General features: G+C 47.2%; 9 protein-coding genes and 1 other annotated feature. Of the genes, 1 reads left to right on the forward strand and 8 read right to left on the reverse strand.

From position 1 onward, the window contains the following. Positions 1–38 precede the first annotated feature (38 nt). From V1501_RS15670 to V1501_RS15690, 5 genes are all read right to left on the reverse strand, one after another. On the reverse strand, positions 39–3,497 hold the full coding sequence (locus tag V1501_RS15670) for a DUF5057 domain-containing protein (RefSeq protein ID WP_409289561.1): 3,459 nt from the start codon (positions 3,495–3,497) through the stop codon (positions 39–41). A gap of 106 nt (positions 3,498–3,603) precedes the next feature. Continuing rightward, positions 3,604–4,980, reverse strand: a complete 1,377-nt coding sequence (locus V1501_RS15675; protein ID WP_409289563.1) for a sensor domain-containing diguanylate cyclase — start codon at positions 4,978–4,980, stop codon at positions 3,604–3,606. Further along, positions 4,907–5,314 (reverse strand): hypothetical protein, encoded by a 408-nt coding sequence (locus tag V1501_RS15680; RefSeq protein WP_409289565.1) that lies wholly within the window; start codon positions 5,312–5,314, stop codon positions 4,907–4,909. The genes V1501_RS15675 and V1501_RS15680 overlap by 74 nt, the downstream gene beginning before the upstream one ends. 127 nt (positions 5,315–5,441) lie before the next feature. Then, on the reverse strand, positions 5,442–6,734 hold the full coding sequence (locus tag V1501_RS15685; RefSeq protein WP_409289567.1) for a bifunctional folylpolyglutamate synthase/dihydrofolate synthase: 1,293 nt from the start codon (positions 6,732–6,734) through the stop codon (positions 5,442–5,444). A 136-nt stretch (positions 6,735–6,870) separates the two neighbouring features. Next, positions 6,871–9,498 (reverse strand): valine--tRNA ligase, encoded by a 2,628-nt coding sequence (locus V1501_RS15690; RefSeq protein ID WP_409293401.1) that lies wholly within the window; start codon positions 9,496–9,498, stop codon positions 6,871–6,873. Positions 9,499–9,593: 95 nt separating this feature from the next. Continuing rightward, positions 9,594–9,831, reverse strand: a binding site (T-box leader). A gap of 222 nt (positions 9,832–10,053) precedes the next feature. On the opposite strand from V1501_RS15690, the gene V1501_RS15695 reads away from it, so the two are divergent. Continuing rightward, positions 10,054–10,245, forward strand: coding sequence for a hypothetical protein (locus V1501_RS15695; RefSeq protein WP_409289568.1), 192 nt, complete (start codon positions 10,054–10,056; stop codon positions 10,243–10,245). Positions 10,246–10,297: 52 nt separating this feature from the next. Here V1501_RS15695 and ysxE read toward each other — a convergent pair whose 3' ends face one another. The 3 genes from ysxE to V1501_RS15710 all read right to left on the reverse strand — a co-directional run bounded on the left by ysxE (position 10,298) and on the right by V1501_RS15710 (position 13,013). Continuing rightward, positions 10,298–11,338, reverse strand: coding sequence for a spore coat protein YsxE (gene ysxE, locus V1501_RS15700; protein ID WP_409293402.1), 1,041 nt, complete (start codon positions 11,336–11,338; stop codon positions 10,298–10,300). A 94-nt stretch (positions 11,339–11,432) separates the two neighbouring features. Continuing rightward, the gene (gene spoVID / locus V1501_RS15705; protein ID WP_409289570.1) at positions 11,433–12,701 is read right to left on the reverse strand and encodes a stage VI sporulation protein D; all 1,269 of its coding nucleotides are present in this window, start codon (positions 12,699–12,701) and stop codon (positions 11,433–11,435) included. 174 nt (positions 12,702–12,875) lie between these two features. Further along, positions 12,876–13,013 (reverse strand): hypothetical protein, encoded by a 138-nt coding sequence (locus tag V1501_RS15710; protein ID WP_409289572.1) that lies wholly within the window; start codon positions 13,011–13,013, stop codon positions 12,876–12,878. Positions 13,014–13,068: the final 55 nt, after the last annotated feature.

The following is a 13,068-nucleotide window of genomic DNA, read 5'->3' on the forward strand; positions in this document are numbered from 1 at the left end:
AGGACCTAAGCCTCGCAGGGCAGCCCCAGGTCCTGCATTTAATACAATGAATCGCCCTGGCCGTCTACTTTTTTCTCGATGACCTTTACCGTCAGGGTTTCAGTAAACTCCCTGCCCTTGTCATCTTTTACAGAAACCGTGACAACTGAAGAGCCAATCCTGTTCCCAAGAATATTGCCATCCGAATGGACTGCCACATAATAAGGCTTGCTGGAGGAATAGCGTATGCTTCCCATATCCACATTTGATGCATCCTTAGGGAAAAATCCGAGTAAGTCCCCCGCGTTCGCTGTCATTCCTTTTTCCAGTTCGATCGAAGCGGGATTAAGGGATATTCCCTCCAGCGGCTGTCCGACATTTACCACCACTTCCGCTTTTACTTTTCCATCAGGGGTGGAAATGATCACCTTCGTGGAACCGGTGCCGACGCCTTCAATTTTCCCGTCTCCCCGAAGTTCCGCAATCGTAGGATCCTTGACACTCCATTCAAGCTTTTTATTTGTTGCATTTTCAGGCAGCACAGACACGGTGATGACAGCTGTTGCATGCTTATACATGTTAATGACAGAAGGATTGGCATAAATCGCCGTCACCTCGATCTCCATGACTGTCACCTTGAGATCCTTTGTAATCTTGACTCCATCGGCATTGGTTCCGGAGACAGTCATGATGGTTTCTCCCGGCTCAAGTCCTCTTAAGGTAAAGTCCTCTTTGCTGACGGACACTGTCTTCTGGTTCTCGTCCAGCAAGATTTCCAGTGAATTTCTTGCTTCTGCAGGCTGGAAGGTGATTGGCAGCGGCTTTGTTTCACCGGCAAACAGGGTGATATCCTTCACCTCAAACTCCACCGGTGTACGGACCGTGACAAGTGCCCTCGCTTCCTTGACTCCTCCAAAGACATCGGTGACTCTGACACGTACATAGGTGCTTCCTTCACTCAATGCTTCAGCTGTTCCTTCTTTAGGGTCAATCTTAAGGATACGGCCGCCGCTCTCTTCACTCCAGACCATCTCTTTTATGCCCGCATTTTCTGGCAAAACCTCCAGATCAAGCTTGAAGTTTTTGGTATTCCCTTTATTGAGACCAAAACTTCCAGGGAATTTCAAGTCCTTTAATGGAATATCTGAAACGATTGTCAAAGGATTGAAGGCAGCAGACACCTTTTTATTAGTAAGGTCTGTATATGAAATCGATGACTCATTAAGGATATATCTGTTCTTAACCAGCGGCTTGATCACGATGGTGAATTCGATTGGGTCTGCCTTGAACTTATCTCCGTCCCGCTTATATACCACTTTGGGGAGATTCTTTTTATAGGTGATTCCTTTATCCGCGGTCCCTGTTTGATCACCGTCAGACAAAACATCGATCCCTGCAGGGAACTTTTCCTGGAAAGCCGGCGGAGAAATTGTCAGCTCATCCTCTTTGATGGCTGCGGCGATTTCGCCGGTGATATCCTTTGGATTGATATGATGGGTGATGACAACTTCATCCAGAGCTTTGATTACACCCGAGGGAGCAGCCGTCCGGCTCACTTCGAGATTTGTCTGGACTTTCTCTACCTTCAGATTCAGTATTTTCTCGGTGATGGCGCCGCTTTCGTCAGCGGCCGATATTTTCAGGACTGCCTTGCCGCCCTCAGGCATTCCATGCTGTATTGATTCTGTCAGGGTGGTCCCATTCGGCACTCCTTCCCTGGATTTTATCAGTTTATCATTCAAGTAAACCTTCGTATTGATTTTCTTATCCTTCAAATCGAAATCCTGGACCGCATAGGACAGTTCTATATTCTGATTGGAAGGGACGATACTGTTATCGGCAGGGGTGAATACCGTTACCTGCGGTGCATGGTTCGACCCCAGGAATGCCCGGAACATCGTATTTACGAACAGCTGCTGCTCTTCGTCCGGAAAACCGGTATTTGTGTGTCCCGTACCCGAGTATGTGATATTCCCCTTCGAGTAGGTGTAATAATGGTTCCAGCTGTCATTCACGTCCCGCTTGTCCGAGTCGCTGGCTTCGCTGATGATATTGTACCAGGGAATAACTTCGGGATCCTCCAGGTCCAGCGTATAGTACTGGTTATGGGTGGAAGCGATCCGGACATTGCTGTCCAGGTCAAATGGATAATTGGTCATCAGACCTTCATTCACCCTGCTAGTCTGGGTGGAACGATGAGGCGCACCGTAGCCAAGGTCTGTTCTTGGCGCCATCTGGCCGGTGTCCTCTGTAAAATAATTGACCCAGTTATTGTTTGTGCTGTATATCGTATCATGGGTAAACATGACGCTCTGTCCTGAGGCAATGTATTTTTTCAGCGACTGTACAGCGTTCAGATTGATGGAGGTGCTGTTATACACATCCGCAAACCCGAAGATCACCATATCATATGTCCCATTTATACTTTCATGGGAATACTTTTTTGAAGCAGCAGGGAGGCTTCCCGCTCCCTTGTTGAAGGTGCTCATATCGGTTGCATCTATATTGATTTTATATTCCCCGGCCCTTGAAAGCTTGCTCTGCTGCATATTCGAGGGTATCTTAAGACTGCTGCTAGTATTCGTATCCTTCATCACCTGCAGTACATTCAACTCCACCAGCTGATCCTTGAATAAGAACCTGCCTTTTTGATATTCCATTAGGTTGGCAGAGTTATCAACGAGCTGGAGCTTCCAGTAGCGGAGCCCGGAATAGCCCTTCGGCAGCTTATAATTAATGAGGACGTCCTGTGCATTCACGGCCTTTTCAGCGACCATTTCATCCGGTTCATAGCGGTCATTGAAATCCGAATCCACATACAGCTGTACCTTCATATCCTTTGTAGAAACATCTGCGGGCTTCAGGATGCCGAGCCGGAAGGAAAGGGTGTCGCCGGGACTATAGTACTTTGAGGCATCCGGCTTTGCTTCCAGCTCAAAACGCGGCCTGGCAGGCTCGTTTTTCTGGAGGTAATTTCTTAGATGGGAGATCAATTCCTGATCCTTGTCACTGCCGCTAGAATTGTAATAGATAATATTTTCCCTGTCAGAACTGTCCAGATTTGTAAACTTTTCTTTTAGTATCCGCGACGTATCTGCATTGATGGTCTTCCTGTCCAGGATGACCGGCAGCCCCTTATCTATGTAGTTTCTGATTATTTCATTTGCTTTCAGGTTTGTGATGTCATTCTGCACAGGCTCGGTATTGTGGGTTTTATTCAATACACCTGCAGAGCTGTAGTCACCTTCCATGACAGCAATGATATCGTATTGCCCGTCAAGCTCCTCCCTCAGTGCCACGAATTTTTTCATGGTCATGACTTTATGCTCAAATTTATTGAGATCTTCTCCCAGAATCGGGGCAAGCTTCGAACTGCCCCGGTCGATAATCTCCAGTATTTTCAACTTAGGGCTGAACGCCGGGATATCCGAGGAGGCCTCCACTTTTAAATGAAGAGGAGGGAAAAGAGAAAGCAACAAAATAAATGAAACGACATATAAGTAGAATTTTCTCAGCATGATTTTTTTCTCCTCCGGATACGTGATTCGCGTATCCATTCTAATGGCAATCGATTAGCAGGCTTCCATCGAGAGCTCAGGATGCAAAGGGGCGGTGCCCCATGCTTTACTTCACATATTCAGCCACGCGATTCCTGCCTGCCTTTTTTGCTCCTACATACATCGCCCTGTCTGCATGCCTCACGAGGGAAAGGGGGTCTTCTGCATCCTGCGGAGCAGCAGCGACTCCAATGCTTGCAGTGATATAAACTTCAAGCTGTTCCCTGTCCGCATCGAGGTCGGAATGGAGAATGAAAGGCCGTTCTTCAATGTTTTTCCGGATGGATTCCGCAAGGATTGCGGCTTCACTCTTGACATAGTCTGGAAGCAGAATCACAAATTCCTCTCCGCCGTATCTGGCTACCGTCCCATTGGTGCCGATGATGTCAACGAGCCGCGAGGCCATACCGGATAATATGTCATTTCCACTTTGATGTCCGTATGTATCGTTCACTGCCTTGAAATGGTCCAGATCCAATAGGATCAGGGCAAGGCTCGTCATCCCGCCTGCATCAAGCCTGCGGTACTCCTCATGGAGCTGCTCTTCAAAATATCGGTAATTATAAACTTTTGTTAAGGCGCACAGCTCACTTTTCTTTTTCGTTTCTTCATGAAGCCTTGCATTTTCGATAGCTATGAATAAATTCGTGCTGAGGATATCCACCAGGGTCAGGTGGTATTTTTCGTAGGCTTTCTTTTCGTTAGAGGCAAGCGTGATGGCTCCCGCAGGGGCATTATTTCTCATGATGGGCACCGAGATGACGCTTTCCACATTCGGGGGGATATATGCTTCCTCCGACCGGCTGAACTGCGGACGTGCATGCAGGATGAGCGGCCTTCCGGTTTCAAATACATTCCTGCTTATGCCGCTGTACGGTCTCAGGTACATCTCAGGATCTTTCTCCTCATCCGGCTGGAGCGAACAGATCAGTGAAAGTCCGTTTTCCTGATGTTCATAAACATAGGCATAATCCACAGGCACAAGTCCGCTGACTTTCTTCAGGAAAATGTCCAGCACACTGTCAACATTCAGGTTGCCGGTAATCTGGTGGCCGATATCGCTCGTCTTTTGGAGGGACCGGTTCATCCTGCCGGTGGAATTGTACAGCTTAAGCACAACAGTTAGGCAGACATAAGGAATACCCACCAGGAAAATGGATAGGATGCCGAGTTCCTTATAAAGCATATAAAGCGCAAGCCCTATAGGAAACACTACAGCCCCGGACGTAATCACATCCCAGGCAAAATCATTTTTACCAAACACCTTTCGATCCTTATATAAAAAGAATACGATAAGCGAAAGGAAAAGCTGGTTCAGGGAGAATGATGCCACTTCATAGAATGTGATCGGAATGAATTCCCCGACCCTCTCAAAATCCGGATGATGGTTTCCCCCGAGCAGGTAAAATATAATGGCGCTCCCGAGAGAAATGAAGAAAAACATGAGTGAGTTCAGCGGGAAACCTGAATATCTGGTCGCTGCGGACCTTCAGATTGATCAGCATGACCATGACGGCAATCTGGGTAATCACAAGCTCCGTTGCCAGCCCGAAAATCAGGAATACGGCAAGGGATACTCCCTGGAATACGACCACTGCCGTCTTCCCGATCATAATGGGGATGCTGGCAACGATGCACATCAGGATTAAAAAGGCAATGATGTCTATCATTTTCCCGGTAACCTGCGGAGGAAAGGCTGCGTATATGAGCCAGAACCCGGCAGGGACCAGGGCAAACCACGAAATCCAAATCAGACATTTAGTCCTTTTTGATACCATTTGAGCTCCCCCTCCCTAATCCGTTTCTATTTTATATTTCTTAGGAAAATAGACTTAAATTTTACAATTATTTTACCAAGTTTTCTTAATTTTGTCATATCTTTTATGTTTTTGTAGGAAAAAAGCTTCACTTCAGAATGGAGTTCAAATAAGGCCTGGCTTCAGAGATAAAATACAAAGACCCGGTTACCGCCAGCATCTCATCTTCCTTAATTAGAGCGGCAGCTTCACGGATGGCCGTTTTCCAGTCCGCAATCTGCCTTTTTGAAGGATGAATGGATGCCTTGAATAATGCTTCTGCAGGCAGACTCCTGTACATTTCGAACTCTGTCAGCGTGATCCTCTCTGCTCCCTCTGCCAGCTTCAGCATCTGATGGTAATCCTTATCCTTCAGGACGGCCATGACCATATGGAGCTTTTTGTCCGGATATGCTTCTGACAGAGTATCCATCAGCACGGCCATTCCTTCCGGATTATGGGCCCCATCCAGGATGACTAGTGGATTTTGGGAAAGCACCTCAATTCTTCCTTTCCATGCGGCATTTCTAAGCCCGGCACTGACCGCTTTTTCACTGACCGTGATACCGTTTTCCTTTAAGAGGACACACGCTGCAAGTGCCAATGAAGCATTATCCACCTGATGCCTGCCCAGCATGGAAATTTCGAGATTATTCCATTTCTTCTCACCGAAAGTAAAGCTGAACACAGTTTCCTGTGCACCGGTATTGATTTCATCAGCAAAGAAGTTCTGCCCGAGAACGAAAATCTCAGCATTCAACTCCACAGCCCTTGAATTAATCTCACCCAGAGCCTCATCAGGCAGGTTACCGCAGATGACTGGAACATGCTTTTTTATGATTCCAGCCTTTTCCCGGGCAATCTCGGCAAGTGTGCTGCCAAGGATATCTGTGTGCTCCAGGGAAATGGTTGTGATGATCGAAAGAACTGGAAGGATGACATTCGTCGAATCAAGCCTCCCCCCAAGCCCGGTTTCAAATAAGACAATATCCGGCTTCTCTCTGGCAAAATACATGATGGAAAGAAGAGTCAGTATTTCAAAATATGTCACCTTATCATGCTCGCCTGATCTTTCAAGGGCTGCTGCCAGCTCATTCATCAACAGAAGGATATCCATATCAGATATCTCGCTGGTATTAATCATGATTCTTTCATTTAGACGCTCAATATGCGGCGAGGTGAAGCTCCCAGTACGCAGGCCCTCTGCCATAAGAATTTCTTTCAAGAAATTCAGGGTTGATCCCTTGCCATTGGAGCCGGCAATATGGATACAAACCAGTTCTGCCTCTGGATTGCCGAGAGCGTTCAATATATTTCTCATTCTATCAAGACCGAAATCCATGCCCCGCTGGATTTCTTTAGTTTTGAAGAAGGCTTCTACCTCTGTAAATTCTTTAAACAATTAACCCACTTCCTTAGCGATATTCGTATAAACTTCTACTATCTTATCAGATTTCGGACGCTCGATGAATCAAATATATGACAATATCTGCGCCATTAAACAAGCCGCCCGGCAGATATGCCGGACGGCTTTGACCTTACAGCTGTTTCAGTTCCTGGATGCGGCGGACAACCGCGTCCCGCTTCTCGCTGTAATCTTTTTCTTTTGCTTTTTCTTCTTCAATTACAGCTTCAGGCGCTTTTGCAATGAAGCCTTGGTTGCCGAGTTTTTTCTGGACCCGTTCAACCTCTTTGGTCAATTTATCAAGTTCTTTTTGCAGCCTCTGAATTTCTTCATCGATATTAATCAGGCCTTCAAGCGGAAGAATCAGTTCAACTCCGGTCACAACGGCTGTCATTGCTTTATCAGACTCTGCGCCTTCTGTGCCGATGATCAGTTCCTCAGGATTACAGAACCTTTCAATATAAGCGGCATTCTTATTGAGTACCTCTTCGACTCCGGCATCCTTCGCTTTTAATACAAGCTTGATTTTCTTGCTTAAAGGTGTGTTCACTTCGGAACGGATATTCCTTACTGCGCGGATGATATCCACCAGGAGCTTCATTTCATCAGATGCCCGCTGATCGGTGAACTCTTCCTGCGGTACAGGCCACTCTGCAGTGGTGATGGACTCACCTTTGTGAGGCAGGTTCTGCCAGATTTCCTCTGTGATGAACGGCATGAATGGATGCAGCAGGCGCATCGTTTGATCCAGTACATAAGCGAGGATCGACCGTGTGGTTTTCTTTGCGGCCTCATCCTCCCCGTATAGAGGCAGTTTAGCCATTTCAATATACCAATCACAGAAATCATCCCAGATGAAGGTATAAAGCGCACGGCCGACTTCGCCAAATTCGTACTTGTCAGCAAGCCTTGTAACAGTTTCGATTGTCTGGTTCAGACGGGTAAGTATCCATTTATCTGCCACGGATTTTTCACCTGACAAGTCGATATCTTCATACTTCAAGCCTTCCATATTCATCAGGGCAAATCGGGAAGCATTCCAGATCTTGTTGGCAAAATTCCATACCGCTTCGACCTTTTCGGTGGAATAACGCAGGTCCTGTCCGGGCGAGCTTCCTGTGGTCAGGAAGTAGCGGAGGGAATCTGCCCCGTATTGCTCGATGACTTCCATCGGATCGACGCCGTTCCCGAGCGATTTGCTCATCTTGCGGCCATCGCTCGCCCTTACAAGGCCATGGATCAGCACATCTTTGAACGGACGTTCACCGGTGAATTCCAGCGCCTGGAATATCATCCTGGAAACCCAGAAGAAAATGATATCATACCCTGTTACAAGGGCACTGGTAGGGTAATAGCGCTTAAAGTCGGTAGATGCTTCATCAGGCCAGCCCATTGTGGAGAACGGCCAGAGCGCAGAACTGAACCAGGTATCAAGAACATCTTTGTCCTGCTGCCAGTTTTCCAGGTCAGCAGGCGCTTCTTCTGATACAAGCACCTCTCCTGTTTCCTTATGGTACCAGGCAGGAATCCGGTGCCCCCACCAAAGCTGGCGGGAAATACACCAATCGCGGATATTTTCCATCCAGCGAAGATAGGTATTTTCAAAACGGTCTGGAATGAAATGTGCTTTTTCCTCTTCCTTTTGCTGAAGCTCGATTGCTTTTTCAGCAAGCGGCCCCATCTTCACGAACCATTGAGTGGATAAATAAGGCTCAACGACTGCGTTGCTCCGCTCAGAGTGGCCGACTGAATGCATATGTTCTTCAATTTTGAATAGGACTCCTTGTTCCTGGAGATCCTTGACGATCTGCTTTCTGCATTCAAAGCGGTCCATTCCCTGGTACTTGCCGGCATTAGCATTCATCGTTCCATCTTCATTCATGACAAGGATACGCTCCAGGCTGTGGCGGTTTCCTATTTCAAAGTCATTAGGATCATGGGCAGGCGTAATCTTGACAGCGCCTGAACCGAACTCCATGTCTACATAGTCGTCTCCGACAATCGGGATTTCCCGTCCTGTAATCGGCAGGATCACAGTCTTTCCGATCAGGTGCTTGTATCTGTCATCTTCAGGATGTACAGCTACAGCTGTATCCCCAAGCATTGTCTCCGGCCGTGTTGTTGCGATTTCGATGCTGCCGGTGCCGTCGCCGAGCGGATAGCTCATGTGGTAGAAGGCTCCCTGCACGTCTTTATAGATAACCTCGATATCAGATAGAGCCGTTTTGGTTGCAGGATCCCAGTTGATGATATATTCGCCCCGGTAAATCAGCCCTTTGCGGTACAGGCTGACAAATACCTGGTTGACTGCCTTGGACAGTCCGCCATCAAGGGTAAATCGTTCACGGGAATAATCAAGCCCGAGGCCCAGCTTTGCCCATTGCTTTCTGATATGCCCCGCATATTCCTCCTTCCACTTCCATGTTTCCTCGAGGAATTTTTCCCTTCCTAGATCATATCTGCTCTTGCCTTCCTCCCGAAGCTTCTGCTCCACCTTTGCCTGCGTGGCAATTCCGGCATGATCCATGCCGGGCAGCCAGAGTACATCATAGCCCTGCATCCGCTTCATCCGGGTCAGGATATCCTGAAGAGCGGTATCCCATGCGTGGCCAAGGTGCAGCTTGCCTGTAACATTCGGCGGCGGGATGACAATGGAAAATGGCTCCCTGCTTTCGTCGGGCTTCGCTTCAAAGAATTTTCCTTTCAGCCACCATTCATAGCGGCCTTGTTCGATTGACTTTGGGTCATACTTGGTCGGCATCGTTAATTGATTTTCTTCCAAAGCAGCTTCCTCCTTTTTTCATCTCCATGCTGATTCAGCAGTTTTTTGCCAAAATAAAAACTCCTATCGCCTTGTAAAAGGACGAAAGGAGCTGAATTCGCGGTACCACCTTTTTTCCGGACTCAGAAACATAGTCCGGCTCTTGTGATTATGTAACGGCTCTTCACCGGTTTCCACTACTATGCAGGGCAGTTGGCAGAAACAGCTCGAGGGTGACTTCCATGCGGAGTTTTGCTTAAGGAACCTTCCAGCTATCGGTTCCTCTCTCTTGAAGCAACACTTCCGTGTACTTATCCCTGTCCCAGCTTTTTCACATTTTTTAGTTAATCTCTATGTTACAAAAAAGGAATGGTCCTAGTCAATATTCTTTTACCCTTTTTTATAAAAATATACATCCTATGCTGCAGATAGTGTATGCGCAGCACCATTCCCCTGTTCCTCATTTTTTACAAATACTCAAGTTCAGTCATAAAGTGGGGGAATTTATATATTTTATAATAAGCACGAACATTTTATCCACAGGGAGGGTCATTCTTGAAAAAGAGATACAGCCCCTACTCACTGCCGCCCTGGCTCAGGACTGTAAGGGCCGCCTGCAGCCAGTTTATCGTCCCCTTATGCATATTCCAGGGAATAAGAACCTTTCTGATTCCCACCACATTTGATGTGTTGTTTCTTGCGCTTATGATTCTCCTCGCCATCGCTATCCGCCTTGAGTGGATTTAACACCGGAGCCTGATAATTAAACATCCCGCTCATTCTAACGAATGGGCGGGAGTCAGGAGTTGGCCTGCTGCTCTGCAGCGGCTTTTTTCTGCTGTTCAATTTCCTCGATGCGCATCACCACATATTCTGTATTTTTCAGCTGCCAGTATTCCGCCTGCATGCTTTGTAAATAACGCAGTTCAGGCTTATTTCCCTTTCTTTCCTGAAACAGTTTGACAGATTGGATGAACTGTACAGGATGGGCGAGATAAGCCATGAACAGCTCCATTTCGCCATCACGGAACGAGAAATATTTAAAATAGGTATAGAGCCAATCCACACAGTCTGAGTTGACGACCGGGTAAGTCCTTGATGATTTTACGATAAAGGGAAGCAGGTCGGCATGCGGCGGAGAAATCCGTGAGTTTTCCAAATTGATGAAATGACCAAAACCCCGGTCATCATAGACAAAATGACGGCTGGTGAGCTTGCCATGGGTGATTACTGTCCGAGCTTTTTCTAAATCCTTGGTGATCTTGAACCATTCCTCGAATTTCTTGATGGAGAATTCAAGTGATTGAGAGACATCAAAATAGTATAGACAATACATAAGTTCAAATGGTGACATATAAGTCTTACGCTCACAAGAAGCAAGGAATTCTGCCGCAAAATCTTTATTCTTCTTCCACTCATCGAGAGTTGTTTCATAATGTTCCTCCCGCTCGTCTTTTTTCACTTCTATTTCCTTCACGGAAAGCGAATGAAGCCGGGCAAGCTCGCGGAACATTTTTTTATGCTTTTCATTTCTCTCTGTGGCCGATTCATTCGGAAGCCAGGGCATCAAATAATAGAGCCTGCTCTTATACAGGACGCCGTACCGGCCATCCTGTGCCTGATAAATAGGCACGATCCGGTTATATCCTTTCTGGTACACTCTCTGGATATTTCGGATGAACTCCGTTCCGATCTTTGGGCTGATGGACTTGAGGGCAAAGACTCCATTGTTTGTATAAACTTTATGAATCTTCCCTTTATGTTCACTGTAATACAGTTTGAGCTGGTAATGATTCAGTATTTCTTCCAATTCCTTTTCGGAATGCCCGCCTTCAGTCATGGCATTCACACACCCTTCTTTCACGGATACTTGCTAGAAATACTCTAATGCACAAGGAAACAGGGCAGAGCCCTGCTCCTTTTTGCAAATGATCTTATCTCTTGGGCAGTGTCGGTTTTGACGGGATATACAAAACCTGTCCTTCGCTGATTTCATTCGTGGCATCCAATTCGTTAAGTGCCGCTATGGCTGAAGCACTGATTTCATAGCGGCTTGCCAGGGCATTTAAGGTATCACCCTGCTGAACGAGGCAGACTTTTACCCTTGTATGCTCCTGCTCCTCTTTCCTGCCAAAAAAGTCCGTCAAGGAAACACTTTGCCTTGGTGCTGGTTCTGCTTGTTCCTGTTCCTTTGCATCCCGCCTGCGCCTGTATTCCTTCCCGCTCCCTGCATTCCCGAGTGAACGCGGAACAGGGGCATCCTCCATTTCTCTTGGAGCTAAAACAGGGCCAGAATTCTGCTCCTGTTCTGCTGGCTCTGCTGCTGCTTGAAAAGGGGCTGCATCATCACCGGCTTGGGGCACAATTTCTTCAGCATCCTCCCCGGCTTCCTGCCCCGAGAAGAAAAGCGGCACTTCCGTTTCTTCTTCTTCGGCTGCTTCCTCCACTGCCTCCGCTGCCTCCACCCTCACCGCTTCAGGAACTTCCGGTTCATCGTATTCCGGAAATGCCGGTGGAGCAAAGAAATCTGAATGCTGATTCTCGAATAATGGAGCCTCAGCTTCTTCTTCTTCCTGAGGAAGCTTCTTCGCTTCTACCTCAAACGGGCTGTATAAATCCTGGGGAGAAGGAAAGGAAATGGAAGATTCATAAAAGCCGCTGTCAGCCTCCGCCTCCGCCTCCGCATCTTCAACAGCCGTTCCCCGGTACATCAGTTCAGGCTCCGATGGAGTGAGATACTCCGGGGCCATGTGTTCGGGAAGGGTTTGCTGCTCCCCGTAAATGCCGGAAATCATCAGCTCTGCACAAAGGGAAAGACAGTTCCGCTCAGGCATTGAATAATCAAATGAAGAAATGGCCACACTCACATCCTCAAGTGATTCAATCCTGTTAGCGGGAATCGTGATATCCACAGGGAAACTATGCTGAAATTCGAACACCCCCTGCTCTCTTTCCACAAATCTGCTGATGGTTTTTGGAGAAACAAAAGAGAAATTTACTTCATCCTGCCTGTCAGACTCCTCTCTTCTATACTCACCTGCCAGGGTCAGCTCACCTTTTATAATCACATACTGATCCATATCCTCCACAGTTACCTGGGGATCCAGAGATAAGGAAAACAGTTCCTCCACTTCCTGTCCTTTTTGGAACCATATGGATTCTTCCACTGAAAACCGCAGAAGTGATTGATGTTCATTCGACATGAATTCTTCCTCCCTTCAAAATATACGAGGCATCCGCATATATCCCTAACACTTTATGAATGGACCGATCTGATTATTACTTCTTCCGCATTTAATATTAGATGCTGCCTGGTGAAGCACCCCTCAAGGCCAGACCATTCTACAAAGTCCTTCATTCCTATGATGAAGGACTATTCAAAGGCCAATCTGACCCCAAATGACCTTGATGCCCATGATGAACGAATTCCACGGCCGATCTGAGCTCCAAATGTCCTTCATGCCCCGATAAAGGCCGTTTCTCCCCCTCACCTGGTTCCCTCCTGTCACAAGCATTCAGGCCTCCCTTTCCCATTTCAACAAAAAAAGACAGCCATGCCGGAGCATGCTG

Origin of the sequence: Paraperibacillus esterisolvens, assembly GCF_046237625.1 — a bacterium.
Taxonomy (GTDB): Bacteria; Bacillota; Bacilli; order Bacillales; family DSM-1321; genus Paraperibacillus; species Paraperibacillus esterisolvens.